The following is a 15830-nucleotide window of genomic DNA, read 5'->3' as shown; positions in this document are numbered from 1 at the left end:
GATGAAATGTCCTCAGTTTTAATAGTAGGATATGCATTATTTTGTATTATCGTCTTCTTCCTTGTAAATCGTCTTTTAAGAAAGAAAAAAACGAACGCGGGAGAAGAACAAGTCCCAGCCGTAAGTAAGATAGAAACAAAGAAGCCAGAACAAGAGGTTTCAAATGTATTGGAGTTAGAAGCACCAAAACAGGAAACACTAGAGCAAGAAACACCGAAAAAACAATTGCCGGTAGCGAATGTAAATGTAAAAGCAGTTGTAGCGGTATTAATTTTCGGTATGTTCGTTTCGATTTTAAACCAAACAATCATTAATGTTGCCTTACCTCCATTAATGAATGAATTCAATGTATCAACTTCAACTGCACAATGGTTAATTACAGGATTTATGCTTGTGAATGGGATTTTAGTTCCAATTAGTGCCTTCTTAGTTTCCAGGTTTACGTATCGTAAATTGTTTGTAGCGGCTATGCTGTTCTTCACAGTAGGCTCTATCATTTGCGCGTTATCAGGAAACTTTACAATGATGATGACAGGGCGCGTAATTCAAGCGGTTGGTGCTGGTATTTTAATGCCAGTTGGTATGAATATTTTCATGACTCTGTTTCCGCCGCATAAGCGCGGAGCAGCAATGGGATTACTTGGTGTGGCGATGATTTTAGCGCCAGCTATCGGACCAACTGTAACAGGTTGGGTTATTGAAAATTACAGCTGGAACTTAATGTTCTACGCAATGTTTGTCATTGGTTTAATCATTACACTATTAGCTTTGAAATTCTTTACATTAGCGCAGTCAGTTTCCAAAACGAAGCTTGACATGTTTGGCGTAATTAGTTCAAGTATTGGCCTTGGGAGCTTATTGTACGGATTTAGTGAAGCGGGAAATAACAGCTGGAGTAGTGCAGAAGTTATTATTTCACTTATTATTGGTGTGATTGGTTTAGCGTTATTCATTTGGAGAGAAATAACGACGGATAATAAAATGCTTGATTTACATGTGTTTAAATATCCAACGTTTACTTTTACTTTATTAATTAACGCAATTGTAACGATGGCGCTATTTGGCGGGATGTTATTACTTCCAGTATACCTGCAAAATATTCGCGGCTTTACGCCAATTGAATCAGGTCTATTGCTTCTTCCAGGTTCATTAATTATGGGGATTATGGGACCGATTGCAGGGAAGTTATTTGATAAGTATGGAATTCGTCCATTAGCGATAGTGGGATTAGCTATTACAACATATGCAACATATGAATTTACACAGCTATCAATGGATACACCATACAGTGTCATTATGACAGATTATATTATTCGTTCATTTGGGATGTCATTCATTATGATGCCAATTATGACAGCGGGTATGAATGCGCTACCGATGAAATTAATTTCTCACGGTACAGCAACACAAAATACGTCAAGACAAGTAGCTGGTTCAATTGGTACAGCGATCTTAATTACAATTATGACGCAGCAAACAACCAATCACGTCGCAGATTATGGAAACATGCTAACTCAGACAAATCCAATTTTAGTTGATAAAGTACACGGAATGGGACAAAGCTTAGCAGCTGTAGCTGGATCAGCACAAGCTGGAGATGCGATGAGCTCACAACTATTATTCGGACAAATTTCGAAGTTATCTGCGATCAATGGTATTAACGATGCATTCTTAATTGCAACAATATTAGCAGGTATTGCTTGGGTGTTATCGTTCTTCTTACAATCAGGCAATAAGCCGAACCGAAAAGCAGGGAATTAATTTCTCTGCTTTTTTTGTGTTCTTATATGCTAAAGAAGTTACATCGGTAAAGACATCATTTGATAGAAAATAGCTCCCAATAGTCCTATAGAAAAAATAATAATCCCCATGTTGCGAATGCTCTTAATTTGATTACGTATTCCGCTTCTACCTGCTAATAAACCAGATAAAGCGAAGAGAATCCAGTACAGGACAGTTGGAATTGGTAAGATCTTATCACCATCTATCCCCATTCCCCAGAAAATAAAAGGCATAGCGACGAATGAGAAACAAATAATTCCCATTGTGATAACAAGTAGCTTTCGATACATGATTCCTGCTATGACTAAATAAATTCCACCAACTATTCCACAGGATACAAGTACGGGCATAAAGAAAACCCATAGAAAGCTTAAAATTTGCATATTGTAATTTCCTCCTAATTTATAAGTTATATTTTATAACAGGAGGTTTATTTTGGATATTATTAAGAAATATATAAATTTTGATAGAAATGAGCGATAGGGAAACGAATTAAGATATTCTTCAACAATACGCAGTTTTAATTCAAAATTATATTTAACCCAAATAAACACCCCAATAGTTAGATTTTTGGTCTAACTATTAGGATGCATATCACAGCGATACCTCTTTTTTACGATAAAAACGCCAATGTATTATTCATCATATGAAATAACATTGCTGGAAGGATCGAATTTGTTCTTTTGCATAATACAGCCATTAACATCCCCATAATGAAAGTTACAAGCATTACGCCTGGTGAGTACGTATGAGCAATCCCGAAAAGTAAGCTCGTTCCGATTGCTGCAATCCAAAATGGAAAGCGCTGTGAGAAGAAACGAAGTATGATTCCGCGGAAAATAAGTTCTTCAAAGATAGGGGCAAATATTGCAAACCCGAAAATCAATAGCATTCGATACTGTTTTAAAATATCCAAGTTTAAAGCGGAGGATTGCTGCTCGGTTGCATCTGGAAACAGGTGTGTAATGATAAATGAATTTAAGACGATATTTAAAGCAAAGAAAAGAAGTAAGTATACGTAAGTACTCACCTTTTTGAGTGCTTGGAAATTAAAAGCTGCTGATAATAGTCTTTTCGCTGGTTCGTATTTGTAGATGAATAGCAATAAGATGAGTAGCTGTAAAAAGGTATTTGCGGTATTTCCAAGGGACTCGTATAGAGCGATTGTTTTTTTGTCCGTAACGCCTTCGCTATAAATCGTAAGCGGGAGTAATATACATAAACCACTAATGATTCCTGTTCCAAAAAAGGCGAATAAAGCGGAACCGATAAATTGTCCCCATGACATAGATTTTTTTTGACCATATGTAAGTTGTGTAGTTGATTGCATATACTGAATCCTCTCTTTGTATTTATATATAAAATTATACATATTTAATTTCAAGATGTCATTGTCCGATATTGCATAATAATCAGATATTTAAAGTGAGAAATGAATGATTAAGAAAAGAAAAAGTACTATATTTCGCTATTGATTGATACGGTGGACTAAAGGTAGTATTCAAAAGCATTTCATTTCTTTAAACGTCCGCAAGAAGAATGCATGGATGATATACTGCTAGCCGTTTGGGATTGTATTGGAAAATGAAACGATAGTGTTACAAAAAGTACTTTTACTCCCGCAGTCACATCAGTTGTAAAGGAGAGCAGAAAACAGATTACTGAAAAGTGTGAAATGAGGAAGTTGTTGTAAAATAATAAAAGAGGTATCGCTATGTAGTAATACCTCTTATTCATTGATAAATTTGCTCTGTTTTTTTATTGGATTTCGATTGCTGTGTTTGTAATTCACGATCTACCATTCGATCCAATCGCTGAATTGCTTGCAATGCTTTTTCATAAGAGATTGTTCGATAGTGATGTGCTCCGCCTGGTTCTTCATCTGCTTCGTCCGCCCACTTAATAATATTTTGTAGAGTTGTTCTTTCAAGTGTTTGTTCTAATAGGAAGGAATCTGTGTGCAGAAGAATTGCAACAGAAATTTCCTTTGCTTGCTTCGGGTGTTCTCCTAATCGAATTAGCAATTTATGTGCTCTTTCCGCTCCTTTAATGGCATGTATATCATTTTTTTTATACAATTCATAGTCCCATTCTCCATCACGATACCATGTGTAATGTCCTACATCATGAAGAAAACCAGCCTTTGTCGCTGCATCGACTGAAACGTGATATTTTTTTGCTAAGTGAAACGCATGGTAAGCGACAGCGATCGCGTGGACCATTCCGGAACGGTTTATATATTTTTGTGTAATGTGATGTTGGAAAATTTGTTCAAGTGTGATATGACGCATAAAATATCCACTCCTTTTATTCATTGATGTGTATGATGGAAACCAAAAAGATTGCCGTAAATATATTTTGACTATTTTACTTCATCATGCCTGTGTTAGTAAAGTAGAAATGTTTAGGAAAGAGAACTTTGAGGAATTCATCGCTAACATAAAAGTCACCCTAACTCACGCTAAGGTGACTTCCTATTCTTTATTTTTTTAACCCTTGTTCCAGTGTCTCTAACATTTCATGTTTTTCATTTTCATCTGCATTTTTCCAAATGACTTCGAATAAAACGCCAAGTCCTGGAAGCATTTTTTCTTCACCGCTTTGAATTGCATCTACAATTGTTTCTTGTAATTGCCCTTGTGTGTTTCCAGATACATTTGCTAATACAGCACCGCGTAAATTAAAGCTCATCACTTTCACCTCTTCTTCTGAATTGAAACTGACGTTAGTTTTTGTTCTTTTTAGTGTAAATATGTATAAAAAATAGGCTATAATGAGAATACAAGAAGAGAGGGAATGCATAGAATGAAAAATATTGATTCAGTACAAAATCCGCGCGTGAAGCAGTGGAAAAAGCTGCAAACGAAAAAAGAGCGCGATCAAAAAGGACTATTTTTTGTAGAAGGATTCCACTTAGTGGAGGAAGCTTTAAAAGCAGGAGTTGTAACAGAGCTTATCGTCTCAGATCAGACAGACCTTCCGAAAGATTGGACGGTTGCTGATGTTGAAATGTATATTGTGCCTGAAGCGATTGTAAAGGTACTTCGTGAAACAGAAACGACGCAAGGTGTATTTGCTGTTTGTGAGAAGCATGAAAAGGAAATTGTTCTTACAGATGGAAAGTTTCTGTTATTAGATGGTCTGCAAGACCCAGGTAATTTAGGAACGATTATTCGTACAGCAGATGCAGCTGGTATTCAGGCCGTTGTGCTTGGAGAAGGATGCGTTGATGCTTATAATAGTAAAGTACTTCGCTCAACGCAAGGTTCTATCTTCCATTTACCGATTGTAAAAGGGAATTTAGAAGAATGGGTAGATAAATTGAAAGAAAAGAATGTCCCTGTATACGGTACAGCTCTTGAAAATGGAGTTCCTTATGGCGAAGTCGCGCCGACAGGAAGTTTCGCATTAATTGTAGGAAACGAAGGAAATGGTGTACGCCAAGAGATTCTTACAAAATGTGATCAAAACTTGTATATTCCGATTTACGGTGGGGCAGAATCATTAAATGTTGCGGTTGCTGCTGGGATTTTAACGTATTATTTACAAAGCCCGGTTGCGAATCGATAAAAAACTTCTTATAATAGGTGGAAGTGAAATAGTTAAAAAACGTTGATAGAGAAGAGTAGCTTGCAAAATCGCCATATAGGGAGAGAATGCCGTAGACTGAAAGCATTCTTATGGTAGACGGAAGTGAATTCACCTCTGGAGTTGACGCCAGGACCATATATATGTAAAGGCGTTCCGGTCTAAGAAGCCGTTATAACAATTAAGTGGGCAGACTTGTTCTGTCAATTTAGGGTGGTACCGCGAATTTACCTCGTCCCTTTTTAGGGAGCGAGGTTTTTTTATTTTTAACATTAGGAGGGTTCCAAATGGAAGCACGTTTAAAAGAGCTAAAGCAAAAAGCGTTAGAGCTGATTGAAGAAGCGAAAGAGCTAAAGGGCTTAAACGATGTACGCGTTGCCTATTTAGGGAAGAAAGGCCCAATTACAGAAGTATTACGCGGCATGGGGAAATTATCAGCAGAAGAGCGTCCACGTATGGGAGCATTAGTAAATGAAGTACGTGAAGCAATTCAAACGCGTTTAGAAGACAAAATTAACAATATAGAAAAAGCAGTAATCGAAGCGAAATTAGCATCTGAAACAATAGATGTAACATTACCAGGGCGTCCTGTAGAAACAGGGTGTCATCATCCGTTAACAGCGATTGTTGAACAAATCGAAGATGTATTTATCGGTATGGGATATGAAGTAGCTGAAGGAACAGAAGTAGAAAAAGACTACTACAACTTCGAAGCATTAAACTTACCGAAAGATCACCCAGCGCGTGATATGCAAGATACTTTCTACATTACAGAAGAAACATTGCTTCGTACACATACATCTTCTGTGCAAGCACGCATGATGGAAAAGAATATAGAAAAAGGTCCAATCAAAATTATTTGTCCTGGTAAAGTGTATCGACGTGATGATGATGATGCGACGCATTCACACCAATTCATGCAAATTGAAGGTCTTGTAATCGACAAAAACATTCGTATGAGTGATTTAAAAGGTACATTACAAGTATTCGTGAAAAAGATGTTCGGTGAAGATCGTGAAATTCGTCTTCGTCCAAGTTTCTTCCCATTCACAGAGCCATCTGTAGAAATGGATATTTCTTGTATGATGTGTCACGGCAAAGGGTGCGGCACTTGTAAAGGAACAGGATGGATTGAAATTTTAGGTGCGGGCATGGTTCATCCAAACGTACTTGAAATGGCTGGCTATGATTCAAAAGAATATCAAGGTTTCGCATTCGGTATGGGTGCAGAGCGTATTGCAATGTTGAAATACGGCGTTGATGACATTCGTCATTTCTATACAAATGATGTACGTTTCTTACAACAATTCAAACGAGCGTAAGGGAAGGAGAGGATAAGTATGTTCGTATCATATCGTTGGTTACAAGAGTATGTAGATATTAAAGATGTAACAGCACAAGAACTAGCAGATAAAATCACGAAAAGTGGTATTGAAGTAGAAGGCATTGAAGTATTAAATAAAGGTGTAAAAGGTGTTGTAGTTGGTCACGTATTAGAATGCGAAAAACACCCAGAAGCTGATAAGTTAAGCAAATGTCTAATCGACATTGGGGAAGAAGAGCCAGTACAAATTATTTGCGGAGCTCCTAACATTGCAAAAGGTTTAAAAGTACCGGTTGCGAAAGTTGGCGCTGTTCTTCCTGGTAACTTCAAAATTAAAAAAGCAAAACTACGCGGCGAAGCTTCTCACGGTATGGTTTGTGCACTGCAAGAGCTTGGTATTAATGGGAAACTAGTTGCGAAAGAATATGCAGACGGTATTTTCATTTTCCCAAGTGATGCAGAAGTTGGTGCAGATGCACTTGAAATCTTAAACTTACACGATGAAGTACTTGAACTTGGTTTAACACCAAACCGTGCAGATTGCTTAAATATGTTAGGTGTTGCATATGAAGTGGCTGCGATTTATGGTCGTGAAGTAAAACTTCCAGCTGCAAACTTACAAGAAATAGCAGAAAAAACATCTGATCACATTTCTGTAAGTGTAGAAGCAAAAGAACAAAACCCATTATATATCGCGAAAATGGTGAAAAACGTAAAAGTTGGTCCATCACCAATGTGGATGCAAACACGCCTTATGGCAGCTGGCATTCGTCCAATTAGCAACGTAGTTGATATTACAAACTATATTCTAATTGAATACGGTCAACCATTACATGCATTTGACTACGATAAATTAGGTTCAAAAGAAATCGTTGTTCGTCTTGCAAAAGAAGGCGAGAGCATTACAACATTAGATGATCAAGAGCGCAAACTACATGATCATCACCTTGTTATTACAAACGGCACAAAAGCATTAGCTGTTGCTGGTGTAATGGGCGGAGCTGAATCTGAAGTTGATAACGATACAGTAAACGTTCTAATCGAGTCTGCATACTTTGCAGGTCAAACAGTGCGCCACACATCAAAAGACTTAGGTCTTCGTAGTGAATCGAGTGCACGTTTTGAAAAAGGAATCGACCCAACGCGTACATTTGAAGCAATTCAACATGCAGCTGCTTTAATGGCGAAATATGCTGGCGGTGAAGCGTTAGAAGGCGTAGTAGAAGTTGATAGCTTACAAGTACAAGAGCGTACAGTATCTGTTACAGCTGAAAAAGTAAACCGTGTACTAGGTACAGATATTTCTGCTAGTGAAATGGGTACAATCTTCACAAACTTGAAATTCCCATTCACAGAAGTAGAAGGAACATTCCATGTGAATGTACCAGCACGTCGTCCTGATATTACAATTGCAGAAGACTTAGTAGAAGAAGTAGGTCGTCTGTATGGTTATGATCATATTCCAGTTACATTACCATCAGGTACAATGACGCGTGGTAAATTAACTACGGCACAAACAAAACGTCGTAAAGTACGTCGTTTCTTAGAAGGTGCTGGTTTATATGAAGCAATCACGTATTCATTAACAAGTGCTGAAAAAGCAAAACAATATATGATTGAGCCGAACGAAAAAGCGCCTGTGAATCTGGCACTTCCAATGAGTGAAGAACGTAGCCAACTTCGTTTAAGCTTAGTACCACAATTGTTAGAAGCAGTTTCATATAACAATGCTCGTAAAAACGACAGTGTTGCATTATACGAAGTAGGTTCTATCTTCTTACCAACAGCAGAAGGTGAACTTCCGAAAGAAGAACAACATCTTGCTGGTGTTATGACAGGTCTTGCTCTTCACCATGCATGGCAAGGTGAGAAGAAAGTTGTAGACTTCTTCGTTGCAAAAGGTGTATTAGAAGGATTATTCGACGTACTTGGCGTTACAAGCAGCATCACATATGCACAAGCAAAACGTGAAGGTATGCACCCAGGACGTACAGCTGATATCTTACTAGACGGAGAAGCAATTGGTTTCATCGGCCAACTACACCCAGAAACGCAAAAACAATTAGATTTGAAAGATACATTCGTATTTGAATTGTCTCTTGTAAAAGTATTTGCTGCAGATGTAGAAGATACTTACTACTCAGCAATTCCGCGTTTCCCATCTATGACACGTGATATGGCAGTTGTAGTAACGACAGAGGTAAAAGCTGGCGAAATGAAGCAAGTAATTGCTGAAGCAGGCGGAGAACTTCTAAAAGAAGTAACACTATTCGACTTATACGAAGGTGAAAAAATGGAAGAAGGCAAGAAATCACTTGCATTCTCTATGAACTATTTCGATCCAGAACGTACATTAACAGACGAGGAAGTAACAGAAGCACATAGCCGTGTATTAGCGGTAGTAGAAGAGAAATTTGGTGCGGAGTTACGTAAATAATCTTTGAACATAAGAGAAGATATCATCCCATTATTGGGAGGATATCTTCTCTTTTTTGTTTAAGGGAAATAAGTTATTGTTTATTGAATACATGGTGTATAAAATAGAAAAAATAAAGTTTTGTATTAGCGGAGGTATAAAATGAAGTTTGAAAGATTATTAGAGCGTAAACCAACAATGGAATGGAAACTTAGAATGAATGATGGAGACGAAATTTTCACAAATGAAAATATCGAAGCGACATCAGAAGTCTTAAATATCTATGTAAGAGATTTACAAAAGATTACGGAAAGGGCGACTGAAAAAGAAATTATGGAATGCGTAGAAAAAGTTGTAGTTAGTTTGAATGAATTAAATGAACGATACGATTTTTTCATTGAGACATTAGAAAGAGAAGAGTTGTATGAATTTATTGTAGAAGCCGCATCTATAGCAGGATTGGAAGTAGAAGAAGATATAACTGAAGAATGGCGAGAGTGGTAAGTTTCACTTTATCAATAGGACAACTTGCATCTTTCCCGCGAATGTAGTACATTAATTTTAGTTTAACAAAATGAAAGACGATGATAAGGAAAAGTAGTATATACTATAATCCATAGCGAGTCAGGGACGGTGAGAGCCTGATGAGGCGGTATATGTGAAGAACACCTTGGAGTTGCTAACCGAATTTGAATCTTGCATTCAAGAGTAGGCTTAGACGGGAAGCCGGCCTGTTACAAACCGGGAAGTATGTAATACATACGAGTTAAAGTTGGTCTTTATGACAAATTGGGTGGTACCGCGAAGTTTAACCTTTCGTCCCTTTATGGATGAAAGGTTTTTTTGTATTTAAATATAGGAAAAGGAGCAATTCAATATGGAAAACACATTAGTAAAAAGTCTGTATAGAGATACAGAAAAATATGTTGATCAAAAAGTAAAAGTATCGGGTTGGATCCGTAATCTACGTGATTCAAAAGCATTCGGTTTCATTGAATTAAACGATGGTAGCTTCTTCAAGAGCGTTCAAATCGTTTTTGATACAGAACTAGAAAACTTTAAAGAAATTGCGAAGCTTCCACTAAGCTCTTCAGTTGCAATTGAGGGACTTCTTATCGCAACACCAACCGCAAAACAACCGTTTGAAATCAAAGCGGACAAAATTGAAATTGAGGGATTATCAGATTCTGATTACCCACTACAAAAGAAACGTCATACGTTTGAATACTTACGTACAATCGCTCATTTACGTCCAAGAACAAATGCATTCTCTGCAACATTCAGAGTGCGTTCTATCGCAGCGTTTGCGATTCACCAGTTCTTCCAAGAGCGTGGATTTGTACACGTTCATACACCAATTATCACTGGTAGTGATACAGAAGGTGCGGGCGAAATGTTCCGCGTAACAACGCAAGACATGAACAATGTGCCAAAAGGTGAAGATGGACAAGTTGATGAATCAAAAGACTTCTTCGGTAAAGAAACAAACTTAACAGTAAGTGGACAACTTAATGCTGAAGCTTATGCATTAGCGTTCCGCGATGTATACACATTCGGACCTACATTCCGTGCGGAAAACTCAAACACAACTCGCCACGCAGCTGAGTTCTGGATGGTTGAGCCTGAGATTGCATTTGCTGAATTAGGTGATGTAATGGATCTTACAGAAGATATGCTGAAATATGCAATGAAATACGTATTAGAACATGCACCAGAAGAAATGGAATTCTTCAACAGCTTTGTTGATAAAACAGTTCTAGAGCGTATGAACAACGTAATCAATTCAGACTTCGGTCGCATCACATACACAGAAGCAATTAAAGTGCTTCAAGAATCAGGTGCAGACTTCAAATACCCAGTCGAATGGGGTATTGACTTACAGACAGAGCACGAAAGATACTTATCAGAGGAAATCTTTAAACGCCCTGTATTCGTAACAGACTATCCAAAAGACATTAAAGCATTCTACATGCGTATGAACGATGACGGTAAAACAGTAGCTGCTACTGACCTTCTAGTTCCTGGCATCGGCGAATTAATCGGTGGAAGCCAACGTGAAGAAAGAATGGATGTTTTAGTAGATCGTATTAAAGAATTAGGCATGAATGAAGAAGATTACTGGTGGTACTTAGAACTTAGAAAATATGGCGGTACAAAACACGCTGGATTCGGTCTAGGTTTCGAGCGTTTCCTAATGTACATCACTGGTATGGCAAACATCCGTGACGTAATTCCATTCCCAAGAACTCCAGGTTCTGCGGAGTTTTAAGATATGAAAAAAGCGAGGGGGGGATCCTCTCGCTTTTTTTTGTTATGTCCTTCTCCTGCATAGTTTCTAACCTCTAAGTAAAAAGTAACCTTGGAGGTGAGTACATTGGGTAAAAAAGTAAAAACAGATCATTCTAGATCGGGCCTTGGTTCTCCAGAAGTGGAAGGACAAGGAACGACTACACACGAAACGGGTTCTTATAAAGTATCTTCCTCAAATAAGAAGCAAAAACGAAGCTAAATATAAAGAAGAGTAGTCATGCGGACTACTCTTCTTTATATCGTTTTCCGTTTCTTATCTTCAATTTATTTTACAATTTTTTCTATATCTTTGTCTAGACGATCTAAATAGAAAAACCATAGTAGGCTAATGAAGATTTAGAAGTGAAAAAGGCGCCCAAAATAACGGAGATAATAAAATTGGCAAGAGGTACAATGAGATGTACAAGGATATATAATGATTTCTTTGCTTTAAGTCGATTCATTAGCTTTCGACTCCCTTTTTAGGCGAATTTTTCTAATTTAAACCTACCATAAGTATTATTTTTTTGAAATGATTTTTGTATTTTTTGTGTCATGTAGTACTTTGCGTATGTTCATCCATATTAGAAGATGTTACGGAGCAAATTGCTACCTTGTGAGATATTCAATCTAAGTTAAATGAACAAATCCAAGTATTTGAAGAGAGGAGACAAGAGCATCTTTTGCCTGCTCGGGAATAAACAAGGCGAAAAGAACACAATTCTTTTCGCCTTGTTTAGTTCATCCATATCCTGTCGATACTAAAAAGTAGTTATTTTTTCAATAAACGAAACGCCTTTTCCGTATTGGCAAAGTGAAGTTTCACAAACTCAGGAAGTCTTTCTTTCCCTAGTTTTTGGATCAATTTAGCTGCGGCGATATCAACTTGTTTGCCTGCTCCTTTTGGAAGTGGCATGCCAGCTTTTTTGCTTAGTTCGTCAAATTGTCTTACGAATGAGTAGCGAGCTAATATGGAAGCTGCAGCAACTGCTAAATGGACGCTTTCACCTTTTGTAGCAAAGTACACATTTTCGCGCTGTACCTGTTTTTGCTTTGCTAAGTATTTATAGTAGGTATCCGGCTGCGTGAATTGATCGATTAAAATGCCTTCTGGCTTTGTCGGCGCGATCTTTGCTAGTAAGTTTGTAATAGCTTTATTATGTAAGAGCGCTTTTAGTTTACCTTGGTTGTTTCCTTTGTCGAAAAGCTCGTTATATTTTTCATTATGCAGAACGAGAGAGCTGTATGGCACAACGTTAAGGAGTTGTTTTGCAATTTCAGTAATTTGAGCATCATTTAAGTTTTTGGAATCTTTTACACCAAGTTCTTTTAACAATGGAATTTGTTTTGCATCTACATATACAGCAACAACCGTCATCGGTCCAAAGTAATCTCCAGTACCAACCTCATCCGACCCAAGAATAGACATTGTGCCGATAGAAGATGGGGGCGCAAAACGATGTGCATGTACTGTTTTTTTACTAGGTGCTTTAGGTGCTTGAGAAACATTTTGCCAGCGTGCAGATTCTTCCTGAGCACGAATGCCTTGAAACATTACTTTACCGGATTTATAGGCCGTAATGGTACAAGATAGGACTTTCGCCATAAACACACCGCCTTGCGGAACTTTCGGGCTAATTGCTTGTTTATATTGCTTCTGCATGTCTTCAATTGTTGCAGAACTTGTTTGTATTACGATAGAATTTGACAAAGTGGTCGCTCCTTTTTTTATATTGTTATTTTTATCATATCGGATTGTTCTTTCTGTTTCCATATTATGATGGTTCATGGTATGATAAACTTTAGGATTCTGTACGTGATTGGAGGCCGGTGAGTTGTCACAACAAAAGGGAAATAAAAGTCGAATTAATGTAGAAATCTATGGTCAACAATATTCAGTTGTTGGCGATGAAAGTACAAGTCATATCCGCATGGTAGCAGCGATTGTGGATGATAAAATGCGCGAACTCAATGCCAAGAATCCTTCGCTTGATACGAGTAGACTAGCGGTATTGACGGCGGTAAACGTCATACACGATTACATAAAATTAAAAGAAGAACATGAGAAATTGAAAGAAAGTATGACACAAAAAGGAATGGAATAACATGATTGATATTATTATCATTTTACTGCTTGTTATGGGATTTTTCCTCGGATTAAGAAGAGGATTTGTCTTGCAACTTGTAAAGTTAACAAGCTTTATTATCGCATACCTTGTTGCATACTGGTACTGCAAAGATTTAGCACCAGCACTTGAAAAATTTATTCCGTATCCATTTGATAAGAACGTATCTGTTCCAGAATGGATCGATGTGAATAATATTGAAGCAGTGTTCTATCAAGCAATTGCGTTTATCGTATTATTTATTATTACAAAAATCGCACTTTCATTGCTTGGAAATTTGCTGAATATGTTTACAGAAATCCCAGTTTTAAAGCAAGTGAATGCATTTGCTGGGGCACTGCTTGGCTTTTTAGAAGTGTATATTATTTTGTTCGTCTTAATTATTGTTGGAACAATACTTCCAATTGAACAAATACAAACACCATTACAAAAATCATCGATTAGCAAAATAATTGTAGACGATACACCTATTCTTTCTGAAAAGGTGAAGGAACTATGGCAGACTGGTAGCAGAGTATAACTTCTCTTTTTTCGGAAAGAGGAGTTTTTTTCTATGAAAGAAAGGCGGGGCAAGAATGAAAGTGAATAAAAAACAAGTGATTAAATTACTAGAGACAATCGGTCTTTTTATGGAGCTTAAGGGCGAAAATCCATTTAAAATATCCGCATTTCGTAAAGCGGCAGCAGCATTAGAAAGTGATGATCGTAGTCTTTCTGAAATTGAAGATTTCACAAAGATTCCAGGCATCGGAAAAGGAACAGCAGCGGTTATTCAAGAATATATTGAAGGTGGAACTTCAGAAGTATTGCAAGAACTTGAAAAAGAAGTGCCAAGTAGTCTATTGCCATTATTAAAATTGCCAGGGCTTGGTGGTAAAAAAGTAGCGAAGTTGTATAAAGAGCTTGGCGTTATTGATATGGAAACATTGCAAAAGGCTTGTGAAGAAAATAAAGTACAGCTACTAGCAGGATTCGGTAAGAAAACGGAAGAGAAAATACTAGAATCAATCGCTCAAGTTGGCTCTCGTCCAGAACGGTTACCGATTGCAATGGTTCTACCTATTGCCGGGGAAATAGAGGAGAAATTGTCGAATATCCAGGAAATTGTTCGATTCTCTCGTGCTGGTAGCTTACGCCGCGTTCGCGAAACGGTGAAAGACTTAGACTTCATCATCGCAACGACAGAACCATCAGTGGTACGTGAACATTTACTGCAGTTTGATAATATGATTGAAGTCATTGCAAGCGGAGATACGAAAGTATCTGTTCGACTTCAATATGAATATGACATTTCCATTGATTTCCGTCTTGTAAAGCCAGAAGAATTTATTACAACTCTTCATCATTTTACAGGTTCAAAAGATCATAACGTAAGAATGCGCCAAATTGCGAAAGATCGAGGCGAAAAGATTAGTGAGTACGGTGTGGAAAACTTAGAAACAGGTGAGGTAAAGACGTTTGAAACAGAAGAAGCGTTCTTCGCTCACTTTGGTTTGCTGTTTATCCCACCAGAAGTACGTGAAGATGGAAAAGAGATCGAGTTAATTAAAGAATATCCGAATTTAATTCAGTTCTCTGATATACAAGGTGATTTACATATGCATACAACATGGAGCGACGGTGCTTTTTCAATTGAAGAAATGGTGCAAGCGTGCCGAGCTCGGGGATATAAGTTTATGGCAATTACCGACCACTCACAATATTTGAAAGTAGCAAACGGTTTAACAAAAGAGCGCCTTCGTGAACAAGGAAAAGAAATTGAACGCATTAATGAAAAATACCCAGACATCACAATTTTACGTGGAATTGAAATGGATATTTTACCAGATGCAACGTTAGATTTTGATGATGAAGTATTAGCAGAACTTGATTACGTAATTGGTGCAATTCACTCTAGCTTCTCACAAGACCGTGAAACGATTATGAAACGCTTGCGTACAGCGGTTGAAAATAAGCATGTTACAATGATTGCCCACCCAACAGGCCGTCTACTTGGACGCCGCGAAGGGTACGATGTAGATACAGATTTATTAATTGAGCTTGCAAAAGAAACTGATACAGTATTAGAACTTAATGCGAATCCGAACCGTTTGGATTTAAGTGCAAAATTATTAAAACAAGCACAAGATGCTGGCGTGAAAGTAGCCATTAATACGGATGCTCATACACTTGAAATGTTAGAAGATATGGAAACAGGTGTAGCTGCCGCACGTAAAGGATGGATTCAAAAAGATACCGTGATTAACACATGGGATATTGAACGTTTATTAGACTATATTAAACGGAATAAGTAACACAAGGGGGA

16 protein-coding genes and 2 other annotated features are annotated in these 15830 nt (G+C 37.6%); of the genes, 10 read left to right on the top strand and 6 right to left on the bottom strand.

Annotated features, from left to right (window positions below; translation table 11 throughout):
* Window positions 1–6 precede the first annotated feature (6 nt).
* Complete coding sequence (locus AZF08_RS04385) at window positions 7–1761, top strand: DHA2 family efflux MFS transporter permease subunit (RefSeq protein WP_033672851.1); 1755 nt, start codon at window positions 7–9, stop codon at window positions 1759–1761.
* A 38-nt stretch (window positions 1762–1799) separates the two neighbouring features.
* Here AZF08_RS04385 and AZF08_RS04380 read toward each other — a convergent pair whose 3' ends face one another.
* From AZF08_RS04380 to sspI, 4 genes are all read right to left on the bottom strand, one after another.
* Window positions 1800–2165 carry an ammonia permease gene (locus AZF08_RS04380; protein ID WP_033672850.1) on the bottom strand — a complete coding sequence of 122 codons (366 nt, stop codon included), beginning with the start codon at window positions 2163–2165 and terminating at the stop codon, window positions 1800–1802.
* Between the two features lie 230 nt (window positions 2166–2395).
* Window positions 2396–3112, bottom strand: a complete 717-nt coding sequence (locus tag AZF08_RS04375) for a CPBP family intramembrane glutamic endopeptidase (RefSeq protein WP_033672849.1) — start codon at window positions 3110–3112, stop codon at window positions 2396–2398.
* Between the two features lie 403 nt (window positions 3113–3515).
* Window positions 3516–4073, bottom strand: a complete 558-nt coding sequence (locus tag AZF08_RS04370; protein ID WP_033672848.1) for an HD domain-containing protein — start codon at window positions 4071–4073, stop codon at window positions 3516–3518.
* 190 nt (window positions 4074–4263) lie between these two features.
* The gene (sspI, locus tag AZF08_RS04365; RefSeq protein ID WP_033672847.1) at window positions 4264–4473 is read right to left on the bottom strand and encodes a small acid-soluble spore protein SspI; all 210 of its coding nucleotides are present in this window, start codon (window positions 4471–4473) and stop codon (window positions 4264–4266) included.
* A gap of 114 nt (window positions 4474–4587) precedes the next feature.
* Between sspI and AZF08_RS04360 the strand changes: the two genes are divergently transcribed.
* The 6 genes from AZF08_RS04360 (at window position 4588) to AZF08_RS04335 (ending at window position 11619) form a co-directional block, all read left to right on the top strand.
* Window positions 4588–5352: a TrmH family RNA methyltransferase gene (locus AZF08_RS04360; protein WP_033672846.1), complete on the top strand. Its 765-nt coding sequence runs from the start codon at window positions 4588–4590 to the stop codon at window positions 5350–5352.
* A 33-nt stretch (window positions 5353–5385) separates the two neighbouring features.
* Window positions 5386–5613, top strand: a binding site (T-box leader).
* A 44-nt stretch (window positions 5614–5657) separates the two neighbouring features.
* Window positions 5658–6692 carry a phenylalanine--tRNA ligase subunit alpha gene (gene pheS / locus AZF08_RS04355; RefSeq protein WP_033672845.1) on the top strand — a complete coding sequence of 345 codons (1035 nt, stop codon included), beginning with the start codon at window positions 5658–5660 and terminating at the stop codon, window positions 6690–6692.
* A gap of 18 nt (window positions 6693–6710) precedes the next feature.
* Window positions 6711–9131 (top strand): phenylalanine--tRNA ligase subunit beta, encoded by a 2421-nt coding sequence (pheT, locus tag AZF08_RS04350; RefSeq protein ID WP_033672844.1) that lies wholly within the window; start codon window positions 6711–6713, stop codon window positions 9129–9131.
* Window positions 9132–9272: 141 nt separating this feature from the next.
* Window positions 9273–9614, top strand: coding sequence for a hypothetical protein (locus AZF08_RS04345; protein WP_033672843.1), 342 nt, complete (start codon window positions 9273–9275; stop codon window positions 9612–9614).
* Between the two features lie 71 nt (window positions 9615–9685).
* Window positions 9686–9937, top strand: a binding site (T-box leader).
* Between the two features lie 50 nt (window positions 9938–9987).
* Window positions 9988–11379, top strand: coding sequence for an asparagine--tRNA ligase (gene asnS, locus AZF08_RS04340; RefSeq protein WP_033672841.1), 1392 nt, complete (start codon window positions 9988–9990; stop codon window positions 11377–11379).
* Window positions 11380–11484: 105 nt separating this feature from the next.
* Window positions 11485–11619 (top strand): YuzL family protein, encoded by a 135-nt coding sequence (locus AZF08_RS04335; protein ID WP_063177237.1) that lies wholly within the window; start codon window positions 11485–11487, stop codon window positions 11617–11619.
* A gap of 103 nt (window positions 11620–11722) precedes the next feature.
* Here AZF08_RS04335 and AZF08_RS30685 read toward each other — a convergent pair whose 3' ends face one another.
* Both AZF08_RS30685 and rnhC read right to left on the bottom strand, forming a co-directional pair.
* Window positions 11723–11863 (bottom strand): hypothetical protein, encoded by a 141-nt coding sequence (locus tag AZF08_RS30685; protein WP_162177845.1) that lies wholly within the window; start codon window positions 11861–11863, stop codon window positions 11723–11725.
* Between the two features lie 308 nt (window positions 11864–12171).
* Window positions 12172–13110 (bottom strand): ribonuclease HIII, encoded by a 939-nt coding sequence (rnhC, locus tag AZF08_RS04330; protein ID WP_033672840.1) that lies wholly within the window; start codon window positions 13108–13110, stop codon window positions 12172–12174.
* Window positions 13111–13234: 124 nt separating this feature from the next.
* Between rnhC and zapA the strand changes: the two genes are divergently transcribed.
* From zapA to polX, 3 genes are read left to right on the top strand one after another with little or no spacing between them, the layout of a single operon-like run.
* On the top strand, window positions 13235–13504 hold the full coding sequence (gene zapA / locus AZF08_RS04325; protein ID WP_002088902.1) for a cell division protein ZapA: 270 nt from the start codon (window positions 13235–13237) through the stop codon (window positions 13502–13504).
* A gap of 1 nt (window position 13505) precedes the next feature.
* Complete coding sequence (locus AZF08_RS04320; RefSeq protein WP_033672839.1) at window positions 13506–14045, top strand: CvpA family protein; 540 nt, start codon at window positions 13506–13508, stop codon at window positions 14043–14045.
* Window positions 14046–14100: 55 nt separating this feature from the next.
* Window positions 14101–15819, top strand: coding sequence for a DNA polymerase/3'-5' exonuclease PolX (gene polX / locus AZF08_RS04315; protein WP_033672838.1), 1719 nt, complete (start codon window positions 14101–14103; stop codon window positions 15817–15819).
* Window positions 15820–15830 lie beyond the last annotated feature (11 nt).

The organism is Bacillus gaemokensis, assembly GCF_001590835.1.
Classification (GTDB): domain Bacteria; phylum Bacillota; class Bacilli; order Bacillales; family Bacillaceae_G; genus Bacillus_A; species Bacillus_A gaemokensis.
The sequence above is the reverse complement of the archived record's forward strand: the minus strand, read 5'-3'. Positions and strand labels throughout refer to the sequence as shown.

What these genes read in the sequence shown, in the direction of transcription:
- AZF08_RS04360 (WP_033672846.1), top strand. Translation starts at nt 4,588, where the DNA reads ATGAAAAATATTGATTCAGTACAAAATCCGCGCGTGAAGCAGTGGAAA.
- AZF08_RS04320 (WP_033672839.1), top strand. Translation starts at nt 13,506, where the DNA reads ATGATTGATATTATTATCATTTTACTGCTTGTTATGGGATTTTTCCTC.
- AZF08_RS04380 (WP_033672850.1), bottom strand. Translation starts at nt 2,165, where the DNA reads ATGCAAATTTTAAGCTTTCTATGGGTTTTCTTTATGCCCGTACTTGTA.
- AZF08_RS04385 (WP_033672851.1), top strand. Translation starts at nt 7, where the DNA reads ATGTCCTCAGTTTTAATAGTAGGATATGCATTATTTTGTATTATCGTC.
- polX (WP_033672838.1), top strand. Translation starts at nt 14,101, where the DNA reads ATGAAAGTGAATAAAAAACAAGTGATTAAATTACTAGAGACAATCGGT.
- pheS (WP_033672845.1), top strand. Translation starts at nt 5,658, where the DNA reads ATGGAAGCACGTTTAAAAGAGCTAAAGCAAAAAGCGTTAGAGCTGATT.
- AZF08_RS04370 (WP_033672848.1), bottom strand. Translation starts at nt 4,073, where the DNA reads ATGCGTCATATCACACTTGAACAAATTTTCCAACATCACATTACACAA.
- sspI (WP_033672847.1), bottom strand. Translation starts at nt 4,473, where the DNA reads ATGAGCTTTAATTTACGCGGTGCTGTATTAGCAAATGTATCTGGAAAC.
- AZF08_RS30685 (WP_162177845.1), bottom strand. Translation starts at nt 11,863, where the DNA reads ATGAATCGACTTAAAGCAAAGAAATCATTATATATCCTTGTACATCTC.
- pheT (WP_033672844.1), top strand. Translation starts at nt 6,711, where the DNA reads ATGTTCGTATCATATCGTTGGTTACAAGAGTATGTAGATATTAAAGAT.
- AZF08_RS04345 (WP_033672843.1), top strand. Translation starts at nt 9,273, where the DNA reads ATGAAGTTTGAAAGATTATTAGAGCGTAAACCAACAATGGAATGGAAA.
- AZF08_RS04375 (WP_033672849.1), bottom strand. Translation starts at nt 3,112, where the DNA reads ATGCAATCAACTACACAACTTACATATGGTCAAAAAAAATCTATGTCA.
- asnS (WP_033672841.1), top strand. Translation starts at nt 9,988, where the DNA reads ATGGAAAACACATTAGTAAAAAGTCTGTATAGAGATACAGAAAAATAT.